We start from the raw sequence: 23,428 nt of genomic DNA on the forward strand, positions 1-23,428 counted from the left end.
AGGTGTGAGCGACAACACCGCGGCCATCGAGGAGGGCGCCAAGAAGTCCGGCATCCTCTGGCTCACCCTTGACCGTCCCCGTCTGGCCTGGCACGCCTGGCACGACGGTGGGATCTACCTGGTGACCGGCGGCGAGGAGCAGGAGCTGCCGGGGCTCGACGCCCTCGACCGGGTCCACGTGACGCTGCGCAGCAAGGACAACGGGGCCAGGCTGGTGGAGTTCGACGCGGCGGTCTCCGTCGTCGACCAGGCCGCGGCGGCCGATGCCGTGGCGGTGCTGGCCAAGGAGCGGCTCAACGCCCGCGACAGCGAGCACCTGACCGAGCGCTGGGCCCGCGAGTCCACCGTCCTGCGGCTCACCCCCGAGCGCTGACCTCGCTCGGCCCCGGGACGGGCTCGTCGAGCGCCACCTCGGGTGCCGGCTGGGCGGAGGCGGTGGCGGTCTGGGCGAGGAAGGCGCCGGACAGGACGATCAGGCCGCCCAAGATCTGGAAGACGCCGAGCGTCTCGCCGACCAGCGCCCACGCCACCACCGCGCCGCCGATGACCTCAAGGGACGCGACTGTGGCGCCCACCGCGGCCGACAGCCGCCGCACGGCGTTGACGCCCAGGATGTACGCGATCGCGGTGGCGACCAGCACCATCCACAGGTACGCCCCCAGCACCGGCAGCGTCTGCCCGCCCTCCGGCGTGGCGGAGACGGTGAAGGCGTCCCAGGGGATGTTCCACGGGCGCGCGAACGGGACCAGCACCACGGCCGCCCCCGCCATGCCCCAGGCGATCAGGCCGAGCGGGTCCACGTCGTCGCCGAAGCTATCGCTCATGATGAAATATCCGGCGCAGCACGCCCCGGCCAGCAGCCCCAGCAGCAGGCCGAGCGCGTCCAGCCGCAGCCCCTGCCACGCCTCGACGACGATCGCGAGGCCCACGACGGCGACGACCGCACCGACGTAGGCGGCTCGCGCGAGCCGGATCTTGCGGACGATCCGCACCCAGGCCACCACCATCACCGGAGCCATGAACTCCAGCAGCAGCGCGATCCCCACAGGCAGCCGCGTGATCGCGACGAAGTACAGCGACTGCACCCCGGCCACCGCCATGACCGCGTACAGCCCGAGGAACGGCAGCCTGGACCTCGGGATGCGCAGCGCCTGTGGCTTGACCACGGCCAGCACGGCGAGCAGCAGCAGCCCTGCGCCCGCCATCCGCGTCCACACGGCCTCGATCGGCGCCAGCCCGGCGCTGATGAGGTATTTCGCCATGGGTCCCGAGAACGCGAAACACCACGAGGACACAAAAGCGAGCCCCAGTCCCGCATACCTCATCGCGCACCACCTGCGTAGTAATTACCGTTAAGCAGGTTTGATACTGACATGTCGGGCGTCCCGGGCGCAACGGGAAGGCGCTGTTAGCCTGGCCACGTGCAGATCTTCGTGGCCCGGTTGCCGGGGACCCCGGTCTTCGACCCGGCGGGGGATCAGATCGGCCGGGTCAGGGACGTCGTGGTCGGCCTGCGCCTCGGCCGCCGGCCCAACGTCCACGGCCTGGTGGTGGAGGTGCAGCCGCGCCGCCGCGTGTTCATGCCCATCACCCGGGTACGCCGCATCGAGGCCGGCTCCGTGGTCTTCACCGGCCGCATCAACATGCGCAGGTTCGAGCAGCGCGCCACCGAGACGCTGGTCGTCGGCGAGATGCTCGACCTGTCCGTACGCCTCGACGACCAGCCCGTGACCGTCTACGACGTGGCCATGGAGGAGGTCAAGCCGTCCAGCTGGGAGATCACCAGGGTCGCCGTCTACAAGGGCAGGCGGCGCGACCCGAGGGTCGTGGACTGGAACGAGGTGTCCGGGTTCGACACGCTGCAGAAGGACCAGGGGGCGGCCGGGCTGATCGCCGCGTTCGCGTCCATGCGGGCCGCCGACATGGCCAGCGCCCTGCACCAGCTGCCGAGCAAGCGGCGCGTCGAGATCGCCCGCGCCCTGAACGACGACCGCCTCGCCGACGTGCTGGAGGAGCTGCCACCCGACGACCAGATCGGCATCCTGGGCACGCTGGAGCCGGAGCGGGCGGCCGACGTCCTGGAGGAGATGGGCCCCGACGACGCCGCCGACCTGCTGCACGACCTGCCCGACGAGCAGGCGGCCGAGCTGCTGGCGCTGATGGAGCCGGGGGAGGCGGCCCCGGTGCGGCGGCTGCTGACGTACCCGGAGGACAGCGCGGGCGGCGTGATGACCAACGAGCCGGTGATCCTGCCGCCCACCGCCACGGTGGCCGAGGCGCTCGCGCACATCAGGCAGCAGGACCTGACGCCCGCGGTGGCGGCCCAGGTCTACGTGACCCGGCCGCCCACGGAGACGCCGACGGGGACATACCTGGGCGTCTCGCACTTCCAGCGCCTGCTGCGCGAGCCGCCGTCCACGCTGCTCGGCGGCGTGCTGGACCCGTCGATCGACCCGATCAGGCCGGAGTTCACGCTGATCGAGGTCACCTCATACCTGGCGAACTACAACCTCGTCGCGGCCCCGGTGGTGGACGAGCTCGGCAGGCTCGTCGGCGCGGTGACCGTCGACGACGTACTGGACCACCTGCTTCCCGAGGACTGGCGCGAGGGGGCCGAGCGTGACCTCTGAACGACTGGACCAGCCCCGTGACCTGCGCCGCTCGCTGCGGCCGCACTACGATCCCGAAGCGTTCGGCCGCCTCTCCGAGCGGATCGCCCGCTTTCTCGGCACGGCCAGGTTCATCGTCTACATGAGCGTGTTCGTCGCGGTCTGGGTGACCTGGAACGTGGCCGCGCCCGCGAACCTCAAGTTCGACCCGTACCCGTTCATCTTCCTCACGCTCATGCTGTCGCTGCAGGCCAGCTACGCGGCGCCGCTGATCCTGCTGGCCCAGAACAGGCAGGTCGACCGCGACCGCATCCAGTACGAGCAGGACCGCGAGACCGCCGAGCGCAACCAGGCCGAGATCGAGTATCTGACGCGCGAGATCGCCGAGCTCCGCATGGCCATCAACGAGGTCGCCACCCGCGACTACCTGAGGGCGGAGCTCGGACGGCTGGTGGAGGAGCTCAGGGAGCCGAGCCAGGGCCGTTGACGTCGAGCTTGGCGAGCATCGCCCGCACCTGGCCGATCTCGCCCGCGTCCAGCATGTCGAGGAACTGGGTCCTGATGCCGCGCAGGTAGGTGGGCGTCGCCTCGGCCAGGCGGGCGCCGCCGGCCTCCGTCAGCACCGCGAACAGGCCGCGGGCGTCATCCGCGCACGCCTCCCGCGACACCAGCCCGTCGCGCTGCAGCCGGTCGATGAGCCTGGTCAGGCCGCTGCGGGAGAGCAGCACGCGATCCGCGAGGTCGTTCATGCGCAGCCGCCGCTCGGGCGCCTCGGCCAGCTGCATGAGCACGTCGTACGAGGCCAGCGGCAGGTCGTGGGCGACGAGCAGCTCCGCCTCCAGGCGGCGGGTGATGCGCACCTGAGCACGCTGCAGCATCCGCCAGACCGCCAGTTCCTCGACGGTCAGGCCCTCGTCGCGCAGAAGAGTCACGGAGTAACCTTAGGACGTCGTTGCACAGACATCTAACAGCACGGATTAACCCAGCGAGGCCTCCGGTTCATACGATGGAGGGGCATCCTCACTGGCGTCCTACGCCTGTCACACATATACCGACAAAGGAGGGCCGGCACTCCTTCGTGCCGAGACTTCGATGGCACCAACCCAGGAACTGGTGACGGCGGCCCTCGCCACCGTCATCGACCCCGAGATCCGTCGCCCGATCACTGATCTCGGCATGGTCAAGAGCATCCAGATCGCCCCCGACGGGGCGGTGCACGTCGGCGTCTACCTCACCGTGGCCGGATGTCCGATGAAGGACACCATCCGCCGTGATGTCACGGCCGCCGTCGCCAAGGTCGAAGGTGTGACGGGCGTCCAGCTCGAGCTCGACGTCATGAGCACCGAGCAGCGCAAGACCCTGCAGACCAAGCTGAGGGGCGACCGCGGGCCGGAGAAGGAGATCCCGTTCAACCAGCCCGGCTCGCTGACCCGCGTGTTCGCGGTGGCCAGCGGCAAGGGCGGGGTCGGCAAGTCGTCGGTGACGGTCAACCTGGCCGTCGCCATGGCCGCGAACGGCCTCAAGGTCGGCATCGTCGACGCCGACATCTACGGCCACAGCATTCCTCGCATGCTGGGCGCCGCCGAGCGGCCCACCAAGGTCGAGGACATGATCATGCCGCCGGTCGCGCATGACATCAAGGTCATCTCGGTCGGCATGTTCAAGCCCCCCGAGGGCAACACGCCCGTGGTGTGGCGCGGTCCGATGCTGGACCGGGCGCTCCACCAGTTCCTGGCCGACGTCTACTGGGGCGACCTCGACGTCCTCCTGCTCGACCTGCCTCCGGGCACCGGCGACATCGCCATCTCCGTGGCCCAGCGGCTGCCGTCGGCGGAGCTCCTCGTCGTGACGACGCCGCAGATGGCCGCCGCCGAGGTGGCCGAGCGGGCCGGGTCCATCGCGGCCCAGACCCACCAGCAGATCGCCGGCGTCATCGAGAACATGGCGTGGCTGCCCTGCCCGCACTGCGACGAGCGCATCGCGGTGTTCGGCGAGGGCGGCGGCCAGATCGTCGCCGACGCGCTGACCCGCACGCTGGGCGCCCGCGTGCCGATGCTCGGCCAGGTCCCGATCGACCTGCGGCTGCGCGAGGGAGGCGACGAGGGCAAGCCGCTGGTCCTGACGGACCCCGACTCGCCCGCGGCGGCCGAGCTGATGAAGATCGCGGCCGGTCTGAGCAAGCGCGCCTCCAGCCTGAAGGGCCTCCAGCTGGGCCTGGCGCCCCGCGGCTGAGCCTGCTGACGTTCACCTCCGGGCCTCCTCCGGAGGTGAACGGGCCGAGGCGAAGGGCTTCACGGGCGGTTAGTACCGTGTGCGCATGCGCTCACGTCGTTCGGTTCTCGCGGTGCCCGGCAGCAACCCCCGCTTCCTCGAGAAGGCCCAGACCCTGCCCGTGGACGAGGTCTTCCTCGACCTGGAGGACTCCGTCGCGCCGTCGGCGAAGGAAGAGGCGCGCAAGAACGTCGTCGCCGCGCTGCGCGAGGGCGACTGGTCCGGCAAGACGCGGGTGGTCAGGGTCAACGACCTCACCACGCAATGGACGTACCGGGACGTGATCGAGATCGTCGAAGGGGCGGGTGAGTTCCTCGACTGCGTGATTCTGCCCAAGGTGCAGGATCCCACCGAGGTCGTCTGGCTCGACACCCTGCTCACTCAGATCGAGAAGACCATGGGGTACGACGTCGGCCGCATCGGCATCGAGGCGCAGATCGAGAACGCCCGCGGCCTGGTGAACGCCGACGCCATCGCCGGGTCGTCCAAGCGCCTGGAGACGCTGGTGTTCGGCCCCGCGGACTTCATGGCGTCGATCAATATGCGCACGCTCGTCGTCGGCGAGCAGCCGCCCGGCTACGTCGAGGGCGACGCCTACCACTACATCCTCATGCGGCTGCTCATGGCGGCAAGGATGCACGACCTGCAGGTGATCGACGGGCCCTACCTGCAGATCAGGGACATCGAAGGCTTCAAGCGGGCCGCCAGGCGGTCGGCGGCGCTCGGGTTCGACGGCAAGTGGGTGCTGCATCCCTCCCAGGTCGACGCGGCCAACGAGGTGTTCTCGCCGTCGCAGGAGGACTATGACCACGCCGAGCTCATCTTGGAGGCGTACGAGTACTACACCACCGTCGAGAAGCGCGGCGCGGTCATGCTGGGCGACGAGATGATCGACGAGGCCTCGCGCAAGATGGCGCTCGTCGTGGCCGCCAAGGGGCGGGCGGCCGGGCTCGCTCGTACGAAGAGCTTCACACCTTGAACCCGATGGCGGTGAAGAACCAGAACGACGAGGTCAGCCAGAGCCCGACCAGCGCGGTGAAGGCCAGCCCGCCGAGCACCGGCAGCGTCCAGCCGGGCGCGTCCCGCTTGGGCAGGGCCAGCATCTTCGCGGTGAACACGCCGTAGAAGAAGCAGCCGAGCACCGAGTGCGCGAGCACCCGGGGCACGTCGTACTGCAGGCCCAGGGCGTACAGGCAGTGGAAGGCGACCGGGATCGTCAGCAGGAACGCCAGCCGTCCCGACCAGCGGTGCACGGCGGGCGGGATGCTGATCCCGAGCTTGCCCCACATCGACAGGGCCGAGACGACCTGCACGATCGCCAGCACGAACGCGCCCGTCGTCAGCCACACCTTCATCGGCAGCGCGGCCGAGAAGCCGCCCACGCCGACCGCGAACCCGGTGGGCGTGTGCACCCGGCCGTAGACGCCGAGCGCGAGGACCACCAGGCCGCCGATCAGCAGCGGCACCAGCAGCGGGGTCAGGCTGCGCGAGGGTCGGTGATGAATGGCGGTCATTGCATCTCCTCGATGAAACCGTCGACGTCCTTCGGGTAGACCGTGGTGCCGTCGACCGTCACGGGTGCGGTCGGCTGCTCGGCGTCCAGTTCGGGGATGGCCACCGGCTCGTCGCCCACTTTGGCGGCGCCGACCTGGGTGTAACCGCCGTTCGGGTTCTTCACCCTGATCCAGCCGGCCTTGAAGGTGGCGCCTCGGACGATCGCGCTGGCCCGGTACAGGCCGGACGGCTTGACCGCCGTCGGCGCGACGAAGCTCCACTTCTTGCCGCCGAGGGATACCCAGCCCTTGGCCTGGCCGCCGCCCAAAGCGGCCGTGATCTTGCCGGCGGCAAGGCCCTTCAGATTCACCTCGCCGGCGGACTCGCTGCCCTTGAACCAGGCCTCGGTCCGGCCGTCACAGAAGTAGCCGATGGCCTTGCCGTCTCTGATCGAGATCGCGATGAGGGCGCCGTTGCCCTTGACGCGGCCGGCGTAGTCCGCCTTCTCCACCCTCTTCACCTCGGACTTCGTGGGCGAGGCGGACGGTTGGGCGGTGGTCTCCTCCACCGCGGGTGCTTCCGCGGCGGTGTTGTTGTCTGCGGCGGCTGATGTGTTGGCCGCCGGTGTCGCGGTGACGCTGGCTACACCGAGCCCCGCGGCGAGTACTGCTCCCGCCGCGAGGGTGATGACAGGTCCCAGCCTTGACATGGACTGCTCCCAGGGTTGAAATGCCGACTGCAGGTGGCAGCTCACTGCCCCTACGACTCAGAGCATCCGCCCAAAACGGGGATCCGTCTGTGAACTAATGCGCATCAAATGGACAGAATGGAGAGATGCAGGAGAACCCTGGACCGCATCTTCCGTATGGCCCGCAGTATCCCTATCCACCGGCGCCGCCGTCGCGGTCCTGGTTCCTGCCGACGCCCCGCGGGGTGAGCTTCGACCATCTGGCCAGGACCGGGGCCGCCCGGCCGTGGCGGGCGATCGTCGGCACGATCGCGGTCGCGGCGGCGTTCTTCGTGGTCGCGGCGGTGGTGCTGGGCGCCGGTGCGGTGGTGGCGACGCTGCTCGGCATCTCCGCGCAGCTCGATCCCACTGGCGATCTCTTCGGCGACCCGGTGTTCGGGCTGGTCGTGATGTTGCTGGCGATCGCGGCCGTGCTCCCGTTCGTGTTCGGCGCGGCGGCGCTCCTGCAGCGTCGCAGGCCGGGGACGCTCTCGTCCGTGGCCGGGCGGCTGCGCTGGTCGTGGCTGGCGAGCTGTGCCGGGCTGGCCCTCCTGGCGCTGGCGATCGGGCAGACCGTGCAACTCCTCGCCCTCATGGTGTCCGGGGAGGATTACTCCAACATGATCGGCTGGGTCGGGTGGGGGAGCTTCCTGCCCGCGCTCATCGTGATCGTGCTGCTGGTGCCGTTCCAGTCGGCCGCCGAGGAGTACATCTTCCGCGGCTGGTTCCTGCAGGCCGTCGGGACGCACATACGCAATCCGGTCTGGTCCATCCTCATCGGCGCCGCGCTGTTCGCGTCCTTGCACGGCTATTCGTGGGCCGGGCTGGCCGAGGTGTTCGTCTTCGGGGCCGTCATGGGGTGGCTGGCGGTGCGGACCGGGGGACTGGAGGCGGCGATCGCGCTGCACGTCATGAACAACATGGTGGCCTTCGGGCTGAGCGCGGCCGCGGGGGAGCTCCAGGACGCCATGAGGCAGAGCACGGTCGAGGTCTCCTGGCAGTCGCTGGCGGGGGTCGTGGTGCAGTTCGGGCTGTATGCGTTCGGCGTGTTGTATCTAGCAAAAAAGCGGTCGATAAGCACTATTTCGGCATAAATCGGGCGCGAGGTTCGGGGAATCTCGCTAGAGAGGTCTCGCTATTCCGGCCCAATCATGCTGCTCTGGATCCTGTGGGACGGCAAGGTCTCCCGGAGGTGATCGTTTCGGTCCGGCGGGGTAGGGGTTGGCGCATGTGATACTTCGTCGGGTGAGGACAAGACGTTCGAAATAAGCGCATAAAGCGACCAAAGCTTCCTGGAACGGTCCGTGATCGAGACCGTTCCCGTACGACTAGTTCGACTAGGAGGTACGGCGCGTGGCCTCCGGCCCCAGCGAACCGCCACGGCGACCGCCGGGTGACGACGACCCGCGTTCCGAGGGCACGTCGGAACCGCACTCTTCTGAAGAGCCCAGGATCAGCCACTCCCCGCCCGGTCCCACCGACGATCGGGCCAGAGGCTTACCCCTGACCTCCCCGTGGGGCATGCCGCCCTTCGCCGCGCCCATCCCGGGCGACGAGCCGCAGGAGATGCCCAAGGGACGCAGGCCGTACAGCTCGCCGACAGCGGAGCCCGAGGCCGAGCCACGCCGCCGTCCCCGCCGGATCGTCAACCGGCCGGACAAGCTCGTGGCCAGTGGTCCGCCCACGACCGGACCGCAGCCGGAGCAGCCCGCGGCCGGGGAACCGGAGGCCCCGCCCCGCCGGGACCCCCGTACGGTCCCGTACCGCCTGGTGGCTCCCGCCAGGGAGCACACCGAGGAGCCTCCCGCGCACGAGGAGCCCCCACAGCTCCAGGAAGCGCGCCCGGAATGGTCGCAGGAGCTCTCTCAGGGCCGGGAAGAGCCCTCAGGGTGGTCGCAGGAGGTCCCGCTGAGCCGGGAAGAGCCTCCGGAATGGTCGCAGGAGATCTCACCGGGCTGGGAAGAGCCCTCGGACGAGCTCGAGGAGCCGGAGGAGCCCGAGGTTCGGCGGGTCGGGCGGCCGCCGGCCGGGCGGCCCACGAGGCCCGACCTCCTGGTCGCCACCGGGCCGCCGCGCCCCCAGGGGTCGAGCGGCCGCCACCACAGAGGCCCCGCCCCCGCTGCCGTCCGCAGGTCCAGCCCTGCCCGCCGCCACACCAGGGCCGTCCCGATCGCGCTGACCCTGGCCGCGGCCCTCCTGGTGGCCACCGGCGTGCTCGTATGGCAGTGGACCGGCGACGAGGCCCCGGGCCTGCGCCTGGAGGCGGGCACCGGCCGCTCGGGAGACGAGCTGTTCACCGTCCCCGCCGCCGGCGTCGGCACCAACCAGAAGCTCAACGACATGACCTCGGTCGGCCGCGCGGTGGTGGCGGTCGGCAGCGACACGACGAGCCCGACCCCGCGCCCGCTGTTCCTGTTCTCTCCGGACGGCGGCAAGAACTGGCAGCTCGGCCAGGTGAACGGCGCCTCCACGCCCACGGTCCAGCGGGTGGTCGGCGGCGACGGACGCTGGCTGGCCAGCGGCGGCGACGGCCAGTCGGGCGAGCGCGGCCTGTGGACCAGCACCGACGGGTTCAGCTGGCAGGCCGTGGCGGAGTCCGGGCTTGCCGCGTTCCGGCCCGGTGACCAGATCCACGACATCGCCAGGACCGCGTCGGGCTTCGTCGCGGTCGGGCGCGCGACGGGAGACGACGGCGCGGTCGGCCCCGCGGCCTGGCGCTCCGCCGACGGCCAGACGTGGGAGCGGGTCGAGACGAGGGAGCTGGAGGTACGGGAGATCAAGGCGGTGGTCGCCAAGGGCGACACCGTCGTGGCGATCGGGCACCCCGCGGAAGGCGAGGGTTCGCGGGTTGTCCGATCGGCCGACGGCGGGCGCAGCTGGCAGGCCACCGGCTTCCAGCTCCCCGAGGCCATGCCGCGCACCGGGACGCTGGCGGTGCTGCCCAAGCGGTTCGTGCTGGTGCCGACGCGGCAGCGGACGATCTCGGGGGACGTACGCGTCTACTGCTCCCCGAGCGGGGCGCAGTGGTCGCAGTGCGGCTCCATCGGCGGCCTGAGCGGCGAGAGCGTCGGCGTGGAGTCGCTGATCTCCTATCCGTCGGGCGTCGCGGCGATCTCGCAGGCCAGCCTCGACAAGTACTCGGTGCTGACCACGACGGACGGGCGATCCTGGGCCAAGCGGGCCGACCTCGGCAACCTGCCGGGCGCGACGCTGCGCGGCTTCACGATCTCCGACGGCGGCACCCTGTTCGCCGGCGGCGACCAGGCGGCCTCCGACGTGGACAACCAGCTCGTGCTCATGTCGGCGTCGCCGCGCGGCCAGGCTTCGCGCGTGCCGCTCGGCGACGTCGAGGGCCTGACCCGGATCGCCCGCGAGACCAACGGCGTCACCGGCTTCGCCGGCCGGTACGTGGCCGTCGGCTCGGCCTCGGGCGACGCCGGCCTGTGGACGATCAAGGACTGGCAGAGCTGGAAGTCCATGAGCCTCGGCGGCCCGGGCCGGCAGCGGCTGGAGGACGTGGCGCACGGCGCCCGCGGCTGGCTGGCCGTCGGCGGCACGGAGACCAACGTGTCCGTCACCGACCCCTTGCTCGTGACCTCAGCCGACGGCGAGAGCTGGAAGAAGGTGAGCGTCTCCGGCGACCTTGCCCGCCGGCCCGACCACCCCTACCTGGAGACCCGCGTGGTGACCGCGGGGAAGAAGGGCTACGTCCTGGCCGGCGAGGACCGGGACCAGACGGGCACGGCCGGCGCGGCCATGTGGTTCACCTCTGACCTGCGCAAGTACACCCGGTCGGACAAGCTGCCGCAGAGCGGCACCGGCGTGCGGATCCACGACGCGGTCGCCACCGCGGACGGGTTCGTGGCGGTGGGCGGCTCGGGGACGGCCGACCAGGAGAGCAGCGTGGTCTGGTACTCGGAGGACGGCGTCAACTGGAGCGCGCGCGACCGCGTCGCCCCGCCGGACGCCACGTCGGCCGGGCTCCGCCAGATCACCGCCTATCAGGGCAAGCTGGTCGCCATCGGCACCGCCCTGGCGGACGGCTCCCGGCGGGCCTTCGCCGCCGTCTCCGACGACGACGGCACGACGTGGCAGACGGCCTGGCTGCCCGCGGACCAGGCGGCGGCGGTGTACGACCTGGCCGCGGCGGAGGAGGGCCTGGTGGCGGTCGGCTGGCACGGCGTGCCCGGCGAGGGCGACAGCGCGGCCTGGACCTCGCAGGACGGCCTGGCGTGGAGCCGCATGGCGCTGACCAAGGATCGCCTGGCGGGGCAGGGGATGCAGTGGCTGACGGCGGTGGCCGTGTCGGGGGCGGAGGTCGTGGCGCTCGGGCGGTCCACGACGTACAACGCCGACCACCTCATCCTGTGGACCTCCAGCCTCACCTCAAGCAGGTAGCACGCCCCAGCTCGTCAGCGTCTCCAGCAGTCCCTCGGAGAGCGGGAGCCGTACCAGCTCGGCCGCCGAGCACCAGCGCAGGGCGGCGGCGTCGTCCCCGGCCGCGGGGACGCCGCCGGCCACGGTGGCCAGGTAGTCGCGGATCACGTACGTGACGCCGCCGGGGCCGGGTCGGTCCACCGTGCCGGCCAGGCGGCCCACCTCGACGCGCAGGCCGGTCTCCTCCAGGACCTCGCGCCGCAGGGCGGCGGCGTCACTCTCGCCGGGCTCCAGGCGGCCGCCCGGGATCGACCACAGGCCCATGCCCGGCGGGCGGCCCCGCTTGATCAGGAGGATCCTGCCGGAGGCGTCGAAGATGATCGCGCCGACACAATTTACGCGCACGTGACCAAGATTACGACGAGATAACGTGAAGCGGCCTTGACGTGGCGGTACCAGAGAAAGCACCGTGGGTAGTTGTGAGAGCGGCTCCAACCTGTCCACGGTGTTTTGGCCCGCTTCACGGGCCGAGCGCCTGGTCGAGTGCGTTTCGATGTGACACGCACGGTGATGTCCTGCCGTATCAGCCTCCGTGGCCGCCGACCAGTAGGGCGCTCGAGGAGATGCGCAAGACCTCCGTGGTGCCCGTGTGGCTTCCGTGGCCGTTGCCGGCCGGCTGGCTGGTGACCGGCTTCGGCGAGGTGGGCGACCAGCGCACCGGCGCCCGCGCGAGCATTGTCGCGCTGACCGGGCCGTCGCTGATGGAAGGGCCGGCCGACATACTGGTCATCGCCGAGGAGCCGGGCATCGGGCTCGGCGCGGCGTTCTCGGGACTGGCCGGTCCCGATCCCGGAGAGGGTTTCGACGCGGGCCCGCCGAACGCCAAGATCGAGGTGCTCGGGCATCCCACCCCGCTGTGGTGCGTGGACGGGGAGAGCGACCGCGCCGTCTACGCCGGCGAGGCGCTGGGCAACTGGCTGTGGACGATCTGCTGGCCGGCCGACGCCGGCTGCATGATCGCGCTCGCCGAGCTGTCGCTGATCGACGCACGGGACCACGAGCTGGACGTGCCGTTCGGCGCGTTCTCGCCGAGACTCGAGGACTAAGACCGGCGAACGCGATTCGCGCTGCCCCGTGGACGGACTAGAGTTCGGAGACGTGACAGCGCGTATCGAGCGAGTGGTGACCGAGGGCGTCGTCGACATCGACGGCACCGAGCACAAGGTCGAGAACAACACCTGGATCGTGGGCGACGACGAAGAGGTGATCGTCATCGACCCGGCGCGTGACGCCGAGGAGATCCTGGAGAAGGTCGGCGAGCGGGAGGTGCTGGCCGTCATCTGCACGGCGGGCCTGCCCGACCACGTCGGGGCGGCCATCGAGGTGGCCAGCCGGGACGAGGCCGTGGTCGCCCTGCACCCCAAGGACAAGCCGCTGTGGCGGGAGACCTGGTCGGAGACCTGGCCTGACATCGACATGGAGGACGACGGCATCTTCGAGGTGGCCGGCGTCCAGCTCGACGTCATGGAGACGCCCGGCGTCACCGCCGGCGGCGTGTCCCTCTACTGCGAGGGGCTCGGGGCCGTGTTCACCGGCAAGGCCCTGCAGGCGGACGGGCCGGGCAAGCTGGGCGGCGAATACCCCGCCCTGGCCGACCAGCTGACCTCGATCGGCGGGCGGCTGTTCACGCTGCCCCTCGGCACGCGGGTGCTGGCCATCCACGGCGACGAGGTCACGATCGGGGACCTGGAGCCGCACTTCGACGACTGGGTGTCCGGCTCGCTGACCCGCACCAGCGGCACGGACACCGACGGCGAGAACGATGGCCCGCTGACCGACGGCACCAGGATCTCCGGGATCAAGCTAGGCCCGGGCGACGAGTAGGTGAGGGAGTGCCGGCGGCATCTGGCGACCGAGCCCGCCTCACCGAGTGAGGCCCGATGAACACAGTGCAGGGCCAGCTTCCGCTGGAGGGAATGCCGCGGCGGCTCTATTCGTGCACGCCGTCGCGGTTGAACGCCTGGCTCGACTGCCGACGCCGTTACCGGTTCACCTACCTGGACCGGCCGCAGCCGTCCAAGGGTCCGGCCTGGGCGCACAACAGCGTCGGGGCGAGCGTGCACAACGCGCTGGCGGCCTGGTGGCGGGAGCCGTACGAACGCAGGACCCCGCTGACGGCGTCCATCCTGCTCACGAACGGGTGGATCACCGAGGGGTTCAAGGACGCCGAGCAGTCGGGGCGGTGGCTTGAGCGTGCCCGCGACCTCGCGTCCGGATATGTCGCGACATTGGATCCGTCCGATGATCCGGTCGGCGTAGAGCGCACGGTCGCCACCCGCACCAAGGTCATCGCCGTGTCCGGCCGCATCGACCGGCTCGACCGGCGCGGGGACGAGCTGGTCGTGGTGGACTACAAGACCGGGCGCCGCCCACTCACCCAGGACGACGCGCGCTCGTCACTCGCCCTGGCCGTATACGCCGTCGCGGCGTCCACGATGATGCGCACGCCGTGCCGTGCCGTCGAGCTCCACCATCTGCCGACGGGCGAGATCGTCGAGTGGCGGCACACCGACGAGTCCCTCGCCCGCCACCTGGGGCGCGCGGAGGAGCTCGCGACCGAGGCGGCCGCCGCGGACGAGCGCTACCGGGAGCTGGTGGCCGCGCCCGCGCGCAAGACCCCGGGCCCGCCCGGCGAGCGGCAGTCCGCCGGCCCCGCGGAGGTGCCCGCCGAGATCGACAAGCTGTTCGCGCCCAGCACCGGCCCGATCTGCTCGTGGTGCGACTTCCGCCGCCACTGCCCAGAGGGCCAGGCGGCCGCCCCCGACCGCCGGCCCTGGGACGGCCTCGCGGAATAGCCGGTTTCCCCGGTGAGACAGTGGTTATGGACGATATGTGACACGGGCGGGGCGGTTACCGGCGGCCGTGGCGCTGGGCGCGCTGTTCAACCCGCTGAACTCGTCCATGATCGCCGTGGCGCTGTCCGGCATCGAGGCCGAGTTCCACGTCGGGATCGCCGCCGTGACGTGGCTGGCCACGGGGTTCTACCTGACCGGCATCCTCGCGCCGCCGGTGATGGGCACGCTGGCGGACCGGCTCGGGCCGCGGCTGGTGTTCTGCGCCGGGCTGGTGACGATGGCGGTGACCGGGGTGCTGGCCGCGCTGGCGCCGTCGTACCCGGCGCTGGTGGCGGTGCGGTTGCTGCAGGCGTTCGGCAGTTGCGCGACCATGCCGGCGGGGATGGCGATCGTGCAGGCGGCGATGCCGGGCGAGGACGGCAGGCCGCCGCCACGCGTGATCGCGACGATCTCCATGGTGCTGACCGCCAGCGCCGCCGCGGGCCCCGTGCTCAGCGGCTTCCTGGTCTCGTTGTGGGGATGGCGGGCGATCTTCCTGGTGAACGTCCCGCTCGCCGCGGTCGCGCTCGTCGCGGCGCTGCGCTGGCTGCCCAAGGTACGCGTGGAGGGCCCCCGCCGGCCTCTGCTGCCCCGCCCCGCACCGCGGCTGCTGGCCACCTGCGGCCAGTTCGCGCTCGTCAACGTGGTCTTCTACGCGGCGTTCTTCGCGGTGCCGCTGTGGGCCCAGCGCTCGGCCGGCGTGCCCGCGCACGTCGCGGGGCTGCTCGTGCTGCCCATGGCCGCGCTGGCGATCGTCATGACGCCCGTCGCGGTGGTGCTGGCCGCCCGCGCCGGGATGCGGGCCGTGCTGGTGTTGAGCGCGGCGCTGCTGCTCGGCGGCTCGTGCGCGATGCTGGCCGTCGGACCCGTCGCGCTGGTCCTGGTGGCCGCGTCGCTGCTGGGCCTGGCCTCCGCGTTGAGCCAGTTCGGGCTGAACTCGCTGGTCTTCGTGCACGCCGGCGGGCGCGACACGGGCGTCGCGGTGGGGCTGTTCCAGGCGTCCAGGTACGTCGGCGCCGCCACCGCGTCCTCCCTGCTCGGGGTGTTGTTCGAGCGGGCGGGCATGACCGGGACCGGGTGGACCATGGTGGCCGCGTCGGCGATCGTGCTGATCGGCGGCGTGCTCCTGCCCGTCAGGCGGCCAGCGCCTTCGGCCAGCGGCGGGGATCCGTCAGGCCCTTGAGCCCCTTGCGCACGTCGTAGCCGGCCGCGCTCAGCCGCTCTCTGGAGGCCTGCAGCATCTCCCGCGTGGCCGGCATGAACGCGTGGTCGTGCACCGGCTCCGGCAGCGCGTTCATGCCCAGCCGGAACGCCTTCAGCGCGGCCGTGACCGTCGCCCCCGGCACCTCGGGCAGCGCGCCGTACATGCGCCTGGCCCAGTCCGGCAGCGTGTAGTAGCACAGCGCGCCGAAGGGGAAGTAGGCGGGCTTGCCGGCGGACAGCAGCCTGAGCTCGTGCGGCAGCCGCGGCCACATCAGGAACCGCACGGTCTCGGCCGCCTCCTCCGTGACGCGCAGGCTCGGGCGCACCCGCTTGAAGTACGCCTCCATCTCCGCGCACGAGCCCGGCACGTCGTCCGGGTGCAGGCCGACGTACGCGGCGCTCCTGCGCTGCTCGGACAGGTAGCGGTCGGCCTGGCGCTCGGTCAGGCCGAGCCCGCCGCGCCTGGCCACCTCCAAGTACGACGACACCTCCGCGCAGTGCACCCACAACAGCAGCTCGGGGTCGTCCACCCGATGCGTCCGGCCGGTGTCGGGATCGTGGATGCGCAGCGCCTTGTGGATGCCCCGCACCCGCCGCCCGATCTCGTCGGCCTCCTCCGGGCTGCCGAACGTCACCCGGCCCACGAAGTCCGCGGTGCGCCGCAGCCGCCCGAACGGGTCCCGCTGGAAGTCGGAGTTCTGCCAGACGCCGCGCATGGCCAGCGGGTGCAGCGCCTGGAGCATGAGGCCGCGTACGCCGCCCACCCACATCGAGCGGTCCAGATGCACCTGCCAGGTCGCGCTCTGGGGCGGCTGAACGACGATTTCTTCGATGCTCGCCATAGTAAGTGCATGATTACATGGAATTGGACCGAGTGTCCAAGAAGTGCTTCTCGGCCGCATTCCAGAACCGGACCAGCGCCGCCGCGGTCGTCTCCGGCGCCTCGACTGCGGGGGAGTGGGCCGCGCCCGGCACGACCACGCACTCGGCCCCGAGCCTGGCGGCCATCTCGGCCTGCGCCTCGGGCGGCCAGCCGTCGTCGTGCTCGCCGTAGAGCACCAGCGTGGGAACCTCGACCTGGCGCAACTCCTCGGTGCGGTCCCGCATGCTCAGCACCTGCTCGGCCATGCACGTCAGGCCCATCGGCGAGTTGGTCAGCAGGCGCTTGTGCAGGAACGCCATGATCTCGTCGGAGACGTCGTTGGCCAGCGCCTCCGGCTCGAACCTGTGGTTCCACACGTGCTCCAGCCCCAGCAGGGGCACCTCTTCCATGATCTTCCGGCCGTTGAGCGCCCGAATGCCCTCGATGGCCGCGGGTCCCGAGCCCATCAACGTGAACGAGGCGAACTTGGTCATCCCGTCGATCACCGCCTCGCGCGCCACCAGCCCGCCGAACGAGTGCCCCACCAGGTGCACGGGCTCGCCGCCGCCGATCACCTGGGCGAGCGCATCGATGTCCGCGCCGAGCGCGGCGCAGGTGTAGGCGGCGGGGTCGTCGGGGCCGGGGGTCTCGTACTGGCCGCGCAGATCGACGGCCAGCACCCGGCGGCCCGACTGGGCGAGGGTCATCAGGACCGCGATGAAGTCTTCCTTGCTGCCGGTCAGGCCGGGGATCAGGAGCGCGGGCCAGCGCTCAACCACACCACTGACCGGAAGCGCCTCCAGGGCCGCGAACGTGCCCTGTGGCGTCTCTGTCTTCTGTGGTGCAACGCCAGGAGGCAGATCGAGGAATCGCGGCGTACTCACGTGGGGCAACAATACCCAGAGGTCAGCGCCTCGACACCGGCAAGGCCATCACGCTGGTGCAACTTCGGAGGAGACGTACGAAATGCGCGACCTCGAGATCCGCCCGGCCGGCTCATGGGATGACATCCAGCCGGTTTTCGGTCCTCATGGCGCATATTCGGGCCGCTGGTGCATCTGGTTCCGGGTCGCGGAGGCGGAGTTCCGGAACCTGGGCGCCGGTGACCGCCGTGCGCGCCTCCAGACCATCGTGGAGGGCTCTGAGCGGGCGCCTGGGGTGCCGGCATGCCTGGAGGGGGCCCGCTGGTGGGGTGGGGTGCTGTGGCGCCGCGTGAGGAGCACGTAGGGCTGACGCGCGAAAGGCGCGCACCCCTGTTGGGTGCGCGCCTCCTTTACGTGCCTCAGCGGGCTTGGCTGCCTCAGCCGGCGCGGCGCCGGTTGCCGCCTCCGCCGCCTGCGCCTCCGCCACGGAACTGGCGGCGCTGCTGCTTGCGCTCGGTCGCGGCGGACGGGGCGATGTCGTCATCGTCCGTAGCCAGGTCCGGCGACTGGAAGATCACCGCGAACGGGCTGGGCGGGATGATCCGCTCCGGCTCATTGCGGGCCGGGGGCGGCGGCGGGGCGAGGAAGCTCGGCGCCTCCCCGACTGGCTCCGCAACCTTCCGCTGCGCGACGGGTGCCGGCTCCCTGACGGGTGCCGACTTCGCGACGGCTGCCGGCTCCACGATGGGTGTCGGCTCCACGACGGGCGCCGACTTCGCGACGACCGGCTCGGCGGCGACCTCCGGGGCCTTGGCGGCGGCCCGGCGCGAGCGTGTGCTCTTGACCGGAGCCTCGGGAGCCTCGGCCAGCGCCTGCTCGATCGCCGACGTGTCCGCCCCCCTCCGCGTACGGGTGCGCTTCGGCTCGGTGGTCGCAGCCTGGATCTCATCCGTTGAGATGATCGCGGGAGTCTCCTCCGTCTTGGCATCCACGAGCTCGACCTCCGAGGTCTCGACGGGTGCGGTCTCAGCCAGTTGTTCCCTGCCCCCGCGGGTGCGGCGGCGCTGGCGTGGCGTGTCGCGGGCAGGACGCTCCTCGCGTTCGTCGCGGCGCCGGCCGCCACGTCCGCGGATCCTGCCGGTCTCTCCGAGGTCTTCGATGCGCTCCGCGGACAGCCCGACACGCGAGCGGCTCGCGTGCGGCAGGACGCCCTTGGTGCCCTCGGGGATGTTCAGCTCGGTGTAGACGTGCGGAGAGGTGGAGTAGGTCTCCTCCGGCTCGGCGAAATCGAGCCCGAGCATCTGGTTGATCATCTTCCAGCGGGTCAGCTCCTCCCACTCCACGAACGTGACCGAGATGCCCGTGCGCCCGGCCCGGCCGGTGCGGCCGATGCGGTGCACGTACGTCTTGTCGTCGGTGGGACAGTCGTAGTTGACCACGTGGGTGACGTCGTCGATGTCGATGCCGCGGGCCGCCACGTCGGTGGCCACCAGCACGTCGATCTTGCCGCTGCGGAACGCGCGCAGGGCCTGCTCGCGCTGGCCCTGCCCGAGGTCGCCGTGGACGGCCGCGACCGCGAAGCCGCGGGTGTCGAGCTGCTCGGCGACCATGTCGCAGGCCCTCTTGGTCTCGCAGAAGACCATGGTGAGCCCGCGGCCCTCGGCCTGCAGCAGCCGGCCGACGATCTCGATCTTGTCCATCCGGTGCGTGCGCCATACGATCTGGCGCGTCAGCGGTGTGGTCTCGCCCTCGCCGTTCTCGTGCTCGGCGCGTACGTGCGTCGGGCGGTTGAGGTATTTACGCGACAGCCCGACGATCTCGCCCGGCATGGTGGCCGAGAACAGCATCGTCTGCCGCTCAGCGGGGATCAGCTTGAAGATCCGCTCGATGTCGGGCAGGAAGCCCAGGTCGAGCATCCGGTCGGCCTCGTCGAGAACGAGGCTGGTGACCTGGCTCAGGTCGAGGTGCTTCTGCTTGACCAGGTCGAGCAGGCGGCCCGGGGTGCCGACGATGACGTCGACCCCGGCCTTCAGCGCCTCGATCTGCGGCTCGTAGGCCCGGCCGCCGTACACGGTCAGAACCCGGGATCCGAGCTTGCCCGCGGCGGTGACGAGGTCTTCGCTGACCTGTACGGCCAGCTCGCGGGTCGGTACGACGACCAGCCCGCGGGGCTTCTTGCGGTTCTTGCGCGGCTTGCCGATGCCCTGCAGCATGGCGATGCCGAACGCGTAGGTCTTGCCCGTGCCCGTGCGTGCCTGACCGATGAGGTCCTGGCCGCTCAGCGCGAGCGGGAGTGCCATCTCCTGGATCGGAAACGGCGTGACGATGCCCTCGGTCTCGAGGGCATCGGCGATTTCTGGTGTGACTCCGAGGTCTCGGAAAGTCGTCAGCGTGGCCTGCCTCAGTCTCAAATGAAGGCGGGCCTGCCGGGACCGACGGGCGGGAAACAGCGCCGTATCGTGGGTCCTCGCGGTAGAGCCAGCCCTCTCGCGTCATCAGCGACCGCGCCTCCGGGGAACGGAGGTATTCAGGGAAACCCCCCGAATTTACACAGTGCGGTCGCACTTTCTCAGAGCAGTGTACTCGATAGCACAACGCAGACCGAGCTCGCATCTGTTCCCGAAGATTTGCCGAAGTACGCTGCCTTTCATGAAGGAGTCTCCAGGAGTCGTCGACCTGCTCGGTGTGCTGGCGTATGCGGAGCTCAGCGCCTATGCCCGGATGACCGAGGACGCCGCCACGCTGGCGCCCTCGCTTGCCGACCGCGCTGCCCTGAGCGAGCTGGCCGTGACCGAGTACGCCCATTTCCGCCTGCTGCGCGACCGGCTGGCCGAGCTCGGCGCCGATCCTGACGAGGCGATGTCGCCGTTCGTCGCGGCGCTGGACGCCTGGCACGCCCAGACCAGGCCGGCCAACTGGCTGCAGGCTCTGGTCAAGACGTACGTCGGGGACGGCATCGCGCTCGACTTCTACCGCGAGGCGTCCAGGCATCTGGATCCGTCGATCGCCAAGCTGGTGGACGAGGTGCTGGTGGACGAGGGGCGGTCGCAGTTCGCGGTCGAGGGGGTCAGGGCCGGGATCGGGGCCGATCCGACGGCCGGCGCGCGGCTGGCGCTGTGGGCGCGGCGGCTCGTGGGCGAGGCGCTCAGTCAGGCCCAGCAGGTGGCCGCGGCACGGCCGGAGCTGGCGCTGCTGGTGGTGGAGTCGGTGGGAGAGGGCCAGGCGGACATTTCCCGACTTTTCGCGAAACTGACGGAGGAACATGGCAAACGCATGGCCGCCATGGGCATCTGATTCCGCTCATCGGGCGGCGCGAGGGCACGAAACGGTTGTAGCGTGCCAAGCATGAGGGCCTCGCGCCGCTACGGCAGTTCCTTGACGAGATGTGGGCCGAATCGCTGGACTACGCGCGCCGTGTTGCGAAGGGGGAGCGCGGACTGTCCGACCACGGAGCCGAGGCGCGAGGGCGTCTCACACCGGCGACGACCTCGCGGCTGCCTGATCGGCTGAGCTCCCCGTCCCGCCGGGTACGCCCGCGAAGGGGTACGGCACGTGAGCCGTACCCCCGTCATGAGCCTTTAGAGCGTGCCGCCGAATCCGACCGGCCTGGACTCGTCCTCGCCGATCTCGATGAACCCGAGCGCGGCCACCGGCACGATGACACGCCTGCCCTTCGTGTCGGTGATGGAGAAGACGCCGCGATCCACGGACAGCGCGTTCCTGATCTCCTCTTCGACCTGCTCGGCCGTGAGGTCGGTCTCGACAACGAGTTCGCGGTGTACCGAACGTACGCCGATCTTGATTTCCATGTGGCTCCCTACTCGACGGGGCTGGCTCACCTCCATCGTGGCCGCTCGCACCCGTGAGAAACGTGAATGATCGCGCCGAGCGAACGGGTTATGCCGTACGCGGAAATCCGCTGATGCCGCGCCAGGCGAGCCGGGCCATGAGCTGCTCGGCCGCGTCCTTCGGGATCGAGCCGTGTGTGGTGACCCAGTAACGGGCGCTGACCTCGGCCATGCCGACCAGGCCGACGCCGAGCAGGTGCGCCTCGTCGCTGGTGCAGCCGGTGTCCTCCTGGATGACGGCGCTGACCATCTCGGCGCACTCGCGCAGGGATCGCTCCACCAGCTGCCGCACCGGCGCGACGTTGCGCAGGTCGGACTCGAAGACGAGGCGGAAGGCCTCGCCCTGGGTGGAGACGAAGTCGAAGAACGCGCTGAACGTGGCCTGCACGCGCAGTTTGTTCTCGTTCGTGGAGGCCAGCGCCTCCCTGCAGCGGTTGACCATGTCGTCGACGTGCAGGTCGAGCAGCGCCAGATAGAGCTCGAGCTTGCCGGGGAAGTGCTGGTAGAGCACCGGCTTGCTGACCCCCGCCCGGTCGGCGATCTCGTCCATGGCGGCCGCGTGATAGCCGTTCTCCACGAACACTTCCTGCGCGGCGCTCAGCAGCTGCCGGCGGCGGGCGAGTCGGGGCAGCCGGGTGCCCCGGGGCTTGGCGTCCGGGGTTGCGGTCACGCGGGTCTCCATTGGTCTCTCAGCGGGTCGTGCGGACATCCTACGTGCGCATAGGCGACGCCTCAGCGATTGTCATCACCGAGGTGCTCCCCGCGCTGTTGGCCGTCGTACGAGCGGCTCACGCCAAGTCCGTCACACCGATCGCGGGCCGCCTCGATGGCCCGTCACCGGTATTCGTCGTCGTCCAGCTCCACCACGCGGTCCTGCTCTGCCGCGTCGCCGGGGTCCACGTCCAGCGGCAGCTCGCGGCGTGGCCTGCCGTGGTTCTCGCGCATGTCCTGATGCTGCTCGACCGCGTCCGCCTCGGGCGTCTCGATCGACACCTCCGCCTCCTCCTCGTAGGGGTGCTCGTCCCCGCGAATGTCCATCTCCGACATCTTTTGGTCCCCCTCTTGTTTTGGGTCCCCCATCCTTGGCGTGGACGGAACCAGCCTACGCCCGGCCGAAAAGGTCGCCGTGTTTCTCCACTCTGGCGAGTACGTCCGGCGCCGTGAACACCAGGTCCTCCGGACGTTCGCAGCCCTCGACCTCCTTCCAGGTCAGCGGCGTGGACACGGTCGGCTGCTCCCGGGCCCGAAGCGAGTACGGCGCCACGGTGGTCTTGGCCGGATTGTTCTGACTCCAGTCGATGAACACCTTGCCCGGCCTGACCTTCTTGGCCATCACGCTGACGACCTGCTTGGGACGCTCCTTCTCGAGGAACTGGGCCAGCCTCTTGGCGTACGCGGAGGGCTCCTCGCGGCAGTCCCAGTCCGCGTACAGCTGCATGCCCTTGCTGCCGCTGGTCTTCGGCCGGGCGGTCAGCCCCTCGGCCTTCAGCACGTCGCGCAGCATGAGCGCCACCTCGCAGCACTCCACGATCGTGGCGGGCGCCCCGGGATCCAGGTCGAACACGAGCGTGTCGGGCGGCAGGGCCTCGCCGTCGTCGTCGACCCGCCACTGGGGTACGTGGAGCTCCAGGGCGGCGAGATTCGCGTAGTAGACCAGCGTCGGCAGGTCCTCGACGACGGCGAAGTCGATGCTCTCGCGGTTCTTGGTGCTGCCGGGAACGGGCAGGTTGACCCGCCTGACCCAGCCGGGGGTGTGCTCGGGAGCGTTCTTCTCGAAGAAGAACTGGCCGGTGACGCCGTTCGGGTACCGCTTGACCGTCAGGGGCCTGCCCTGGAGGTGCGGCAGCAGTACGGGGGCGATGCGGCTGTAGTAGTCGATGACCTCGGCCTTGGTGAAGCCGTGGTCCGGATAGAGCACCTTGTCCAGGTTGCTCAGGGTCAGCTCGCGCCCGTCGACCTTGACCGGAACCTTCTTCACCATGGCCTCACCTCCACTCCGACCTTCACAGGGTCACCTCCGCCGGGATCTTGTCGGGCCGCAGCCCGCGCCACACAGGGTGTCGCAGCCGCTGCTCGTCGGTCCACATCGTGTAGGCCACCTCCCCGACCAATTCGGGCCTAACCCACCGATTCCGCCACGGAACCTCGTTGCTGAACGGGCTGCTCGCGATCTCCAGCGGCCGCAGCCGCCGGTAGAGGTCGTCGAGCACGGCGTCGGTGAACCCGCTGCCGACGTGTCCCACGTACGTCAATCCTGCGTCCGTGAACACTCCCATGACC

At 70.5% G+C, this 23,428-nt stretch carries 26 protein-coding genes; 13 read left to right on the plus strand and 13 right to left on the minus strand.

What is annotated here, in order from left to right:
• The first annotated feature begins 4 nt into the window (after positions 1-4).
• The gene (locus tag EJK15_RS28230; RefSeq protein WP_138713500.1) at positions 5-373 is read left to right on the plus strand and encodes a hypothetical protein; all 369 of its coding nucleotides are present in this window, start codon (positions 5-7) and stop codon (positions 371-373) included.
• Here EJK15_RS28230 and EJK15_RS28235 read toward each other — a convergent pair.
• On the minus strand, positions 357-1,325 hold the full coding sequence (locus tag EJK15_RS28235) for an EamA family transporter (RefSeq protein ID WP_138713501.1): 969 nt from the start codon (positions 1,323-1,325) through the stop codon (positions 357-359). The genes EJK15_RS28230 and EJK15_RS28235 overlap by 17 nt on opposite strands.
• A gap of 96 nt (positions 1,326-1,421) precedes the next feature.
• Here EJK15_RS28235 and EJK15_RS28240 point away from each other — a divergent pair, with 96 nt between their 5' ends.
• The gene (locus tag EJK15_RS28240) at positions 1,422-2,630 is read left to right on the plus strand and encodes a magnesium transporter MgtE N-terminal domain-containing protein (protein WP_276615437.1); all 1,209 of its coding nucleotides are present in this window, start codon (positions 1,422-1,424) and stop codon (positions 2,628-2,630) included.
• On the plus strand, positions 2,620-3,096 hold the full coding sequence (locus EJK15_RS28245) for a DUF1003 domain-containing protein (protein ID WP_138713502.1): 477 nt from the start codon (positions 2,620-2,622) through the stop codon (positions 3,094-3,096). Before EJK15_RS28240 ends, EJK15_RS28245 begins: the two co-directional genes overlap by 11 nt.
• Here the strand turns inward: EJK15_RS28245 and EJK15_RS28250 are convergent.
• Positions 3,071-3,541, minus strand: a complete 471-nt coding sequence (locus EJK15_RS28250; RefSeq protein WP_138713503.1) for a MarR family winged helix-turn-helix transcriptional regulator — start codon at positions 3,539-3,541, stop codon at positions 3,071-3,073. The two genes, EJK15_RS28245 and EJK15_RS28250, sit on opposite strands and share 26 nt — an antisense overlap.
• Before the next feature lie 160 nt (positions 3,542-3,701).
• Here EJK15_RS28250 and EJK15_RS28255 point away from each other — a divergent pair, with 160 nt between their 5' ends.
• Together EJK15_RS28255 and EJK15_RS28260 are read left to right on the plus strand one after the other, a co-directional pair.
• The gene (locus tag EJK15_RS28255; RefSeq protein ID WP_138713504.1) at positions 3,702-4,841 is read left to right on the plus strand and encodes an Mrp/NBP35 family ATP-binding protein; all 1,140 of its coding nucleotides are present in this window, start codon (positions 3,702-3,704) and stop codon (positions 4,839-4,841) included.
• An 85-nt stretch (positions 4,842-4,926) separates the two neighbouring features.
• Positions 4,927-5,859, plus strand: coding sequence for an HpcH/HpaI aldolase/citrate lyase family protein (locus tag EJK15_RS28260; protein WP_138713505.1), 933 nt, complete (start codon positions 4,927-4,929; stop codon positions 5,857-5,859).
• Here the strand turns inward: EJK15_RS28260 and EJK15_RS28265 are convergent.
• Positions 5,849-6,394: a DUF6529 family protein gene (locus EJK15_RS28265; RefSeq protein ID WP_138713506.1), complete on the minus strand. Its 546-nt coding sequence runs from the start codon at positions 6,392-6,394 to the stop codon at positions 5,849-5,851. The two genes, EJK15_RS28260 and EJK15_RS28265, sit on opposite strands and share 11 nt — an antisense overlap.
• Positions 6,391-7,083: a hypothetical protein gene (locus EJK15_RS28270; protein ID WP_138713507.1), complete on the minus strand. Its 693-nt coding sequence runs from the start codon at positions 7,081-7,083 to the stop codon at positions 6,391-6,393. The genes EJK15_RS28265 and EJK15_RS28270 overlap by 4 nt, the downstream gene beginning before the upstream one ends.
• A 224-nt stretch (positions 7,084-7,307) precedes the next feature.
• Between EJK15_RS28270 and EJK15_RS28275 the strand changes: the two genes are divergently transcribed.
• On the plus strand, positions 7,308-8,195 hold the full coding sequence (locus EJK15_RS28275; RefSeq protein WP_171074574.1) for a CPBP family intramembrane glutamic endopeptidase: 888 nt from the start codon (positions 7,308-7,310) through the stop codon (positions 8,193-8,195).
• A 427-nt stretch (positions 8,196-8,622) separates the two neighbouring features.
• Positions 8,623-11,499, plus strand: a complete 2,877-nt coding sequence (locus EJK15_RS28280; protein ID WP_138713509.1) for a DUF6242 domain-containing protein — start codon at positions 8,623-8,625, stop codon at positions 11,497-11,499.
• Here the strand turns inward: EJK15_RS28280 and EJK15_RS28285 are convergent.
• The gene (locus tag EJK15_RS28285; protein ID WP_138713510.1) at positions 11,488-11,883 is read right to left on the minus strand and encodes an NUDIX hydrolase; all 396 of its coding nucleotides are present in this window, start codon (positions 11,881-11,883) and stop codon (positions 11,488-11,490) included. The two genes, EJK15_RS28280 and EJK15_RS28285, sit on opposite strands and share 12 nt — an antisense overlap.
• Positions 11,884-11,957: 74 nt before the next feature.
• Here EJK15_RS28285 and EJK15_RS28290 point away from each other — a divergent pair, with 74 nt between their 5' ends.
• From EJK15_RS28290 to EJK15_RS28305, 4 genes are read left to right on the plus strand one after another with little or no spacing between them, the layout of a single operon-like run.
• A complete protein-coding gene (locus tag EJK15_RS28290) occupies positions 11,958-12,584 on the plus strand; it encodes a DUF6758 family protein (protein WP_171074575.1) in 627 nt (208 codons plus the stop codon).
• Between the two features lie 52 nt (positions 12,585-12,636).
• Positions 12,637-13,362 carry an MBL fold metallo-hydrolase gene (locus tag EJK15_RS28295; RefSeq protein WP_171074576.1) on the plus strand — a complete coding sequence of 242 codons (726 nt, stop codon included), beginning with the start codon at positions 12,637-12,639 and terminating at the stop codon, positions 13,360-13,362.
• A 56-nt stretch (positions 13,363-13,418) separates the two neighbouring features.
• On the plus strand, positions 13,419-14,333 hold the full coding sequence (locus tag EJK15_RS28300) for a RecB family exonuclease (RefSeq protein ID WP_138713511.1): 915 nt from the start codon (positions 13,419-13,421) through the stop codon (positions 14,331-14,333).
• A gap of 37 nt (positions 14,334-14,370) precedes the next feature.
• The gene (locus EJK15_RS28305; RefSeq protein WP_138713512.1) at positions 14,371-15,555 is read left to right on the plus strand and encodes an MFS transporter; all 1,185 of its coding nucleotides are present in this window, start codon (positions 14,371-14,373) and stop codon (positions 15,553-15,555) included.
• Here EJK15_RS28305 and EJK15_RS28310 read toward each other — a convergent pair.
• Both EJK15_RS28310 and EJK15_RS28315 read right to left on the minus strand, forming a co-directional pair.
• Positions 15,506-16,417 carry an oxygenase MpaB family protein gene (locus EJK15_RS28310; RefSeq protein ID WP_138713513.1) on the minus strand — a complete coding sequence of 304 codons (912 nt, stop codon included), beginning with the start codon at positions 16,415-16,417 and terminating at the stop codon, positions 15,506-15,508. The two genes, EJK15_RS28305 and EJK15_RS28310, sit on opposite strands and share 50 nt — an antisense overlap.
• Before the next feature lie 13 nt (positions 16,418-16,430).
• Positions 16,431-17,321 carry an alpha/beta fold hydrolase gene (locus EJK15_RS28315; RefSeq protein ID WP_138713514.1) on the minus strand — a complete coding sequence of 297 codons (891 nt, stop codon included), beginning with the start codon at positions 17,319-17,321 and terminating at the stop codon, positions 16,431-16,433.
• Positions 17,322-17,403: 82 nt separating this feature from the next.
• On the opposite strand from EJK15_RS28315, the gene EJK15_RS28320 reads away from it, so the two are divergent.
• Positions 17,404-17,664 carry a hypothetical protein gene (locus EJK15_RS28320; protein ID WP_138713515.1) on the plus strand — a complete coding sequence of 87 codons (261 nt, stop codon included), beginning with the start codon at positions 17,404-17,406 and terminating at the stop codon, positions 17,662-17,664.
• Positions 17,665-17,737: 73 nt separating this feature from the next.
• Here the strand turns inward: EJK15_RS28320 and EJK15_RS28325 are convergent, their stop codons facing one another.
• A complete protein-coding gene (locus EJK15_RS28325; RefSeq protein WP_206061146.1) occupies positions 17,738-19,600 on the minus strand; it encodes a DEAD/DEAH box helicase in 1,863 nt (620 codons plus the stop codon).
• A 349-nt stretch (positions 19,601-19,949) separates the two neighbouring features.
• Here EJK15_RS28325 and EJK15_RS28330 point away from each other — a divergent pair, with 349 nt between their 5' ends.
• Positions 19,950-20,594 (plus strand): ferritin-like fold-containing protein, encoded by a 645-nt coding sequence (locus EJK15_RS28330; protein WP_138713516.1) that lies wholly within the window; start codon positions 19,950-19,952, stop codon positions 20,592-20,594.
• Between the two features lie 284 nt (positions 20,595-20,878).
• On the opposite strand, the gene EJK15_RS28335 is transcribed toward EJK15_RS28330, so the two are convergent.
• The 5 genes from EJK15_RS28335 to EJK15_RS28355 all read right to left on the minus strand — a co-directional run.
• Positions 20,879-21,109: a DUF3107 domain-containing protein gene (locus EJK15_RS28335; protein ID WP_138713517.1), complete on the minus strand. Its 231-nt coding sequence runs from the start codon at positions 21,107-21,109 to the stop codon at positions 20,879-20,881.
• 88 nt (positions 21,110-21,197) lie between these two features.
• Complete coding sequence (locus tag EJK15_RS28340) at positions 21,198-21,818, minus strand: TetR/AcrR family transcriptional regulator (RefSeq protein WP_171074577.1); 621 nt, start codon at positions 21,816-21,818, stop codon at positions 21,198-21,200.
• A gap of 164 nt (positions 21,819-21,982) precedes the next feature.
• Complete coding sequence (locus EJK15_RS28345) at positions 21,983-22,186, minus strand: hypothetical protein (RefSeq protein ID WP_138713519.1); 204 nt, start codon at positions 22,184-22,186, stop codon at positions 21,983-21,985.
• Between the two features lie 64 nt (positions 22,187-22,250).
• Positions 22,251-23,129 (minus strand): non-homologous end-joining DNA ligase, encoded by an 879-nt coding sequence (gene ligD, locus EJK15_RS28350; RefSeq protein WP_138713520.1) that lies wholly within the window; start codon positions 23,127-23,129, stop codon positions 22,251-22,253.
• A 22-nt stretch (positions 23,130-23,151) separates the two neighbouring features.
• The coding region (locus EJK15_RS28355; protein WP_476739198.1) for an ATP dependent DNA ligase at positions 23,152-23,428 on the minus strand (277 nt) is incomplete at its 5' end.

Origin of the sequence: Nonomuraea basaltis (assembly GCF_005893125.1) — a bacterium.
In the GTDB taxonomy this organism is placed as follows: domain Bacteria; phylum Actinomycetota; class Actinomycetes; order Streptosporangiales; family Streptosporangiaceae; genus Nonomuraea; species Nonomuraea basaltis.

Coding starts and splice junctions, on each gene's coding strand:
- EJK15_RS28235 (WP_138713501.1), bottom strand. CDS start 1,325: ATGAGGTATGCGGGACTGGGGCTCGCTTTTGTGTCCTCGTGGTGTTTC.
- EJK15_RS28255 (WP_138713504.1), top strand. CDS start 3,702: ATGGCACCAACCCAGGAACTGGTGACGGCGGCCCTCGCCACCGTCATC.
- EJK15_RS28260 (WP_138713505.1), top strand. CDS start 4,927: ATGCGCTCACGTCGTTCGGTTCTCGCGGTGCCCGGCAGCAACCCCCGC.
- EJK15_RS28265 (WP_138713506.1), bottom strand. CDS start 6,394: ATGACCGCCATTCATCACCGACCCTCGCGCAGCCTGACCCCGCTGCTG.
- EJK15_RS28270 (WP_138713507.1), bottom strand. CDS start 7,083: ATGTCAAGGCTGGGACCTGTCATCACCCTCGCGGCGGGAGCAGTACTC.
- EJK15_RS28280 (WP_138713509.1), top strand. CDS start 8,623: ATGCCGCCCTTCGCCGCGCCCATCCCGGGCGACGAGCCGCAGGAGATG.
- EJK15_RS28300 (WP_138713511.1), top strand. CDS start 13,419: ATGAACACAGTGCAGGGCCAGCTTCCGCTGGAGGGAATGCCGCGGCGG.
- EJK15_RS28310 (WP_138713513.1), bottom strand. CDS start 16,417: ATGGCGAGCATCGAAGAAATCGTCGTTCAGCCGCCCCAGAGCGCGACC.
- EJK15_RS28320 (WP_138713515.1), top strand. CDS start 17,404: ATGCGCGACCTCGAGATCCGCCCGGCCGGCTCATGGGATGACATCCAG.
- EJK15_RS28325 (WP_206061146.1), bottom strand. CDS start 19,600: ATGGCACTCCCGCTCGCGCTGAGCGGCCAGGACCTCATCGGTCAGGCA.
- EJK15_RS28330 (WP_138713516.1), top strand. CDS start 19,950: ATGAAGGAGTCTCCAGGAGTCGTCGACCTGCTCGGTGTGCTGGCGTAT.
- EJK15_RS28335 (WP_138713517.1), bottom strand. CDS start 21,109: ATGGAAATCAAGATCGGCGTACGTTCGGTACACCGCGAACTCGTTGTC.
- EJK15_RS28345 (WP_138713519.1), bottom strand. CDS start 22,186: ATGGACATTCGCGGGGACGAGCACCCCTACGAGGAGGAGGCGGAGGTG.
- ligD (WP_138713520.1), bottom strand. CDS start 23,129: ATGGTGAAGAAGGTTCCGGTCAAGGTCGACGGGCGCGAGCTGACCCTG.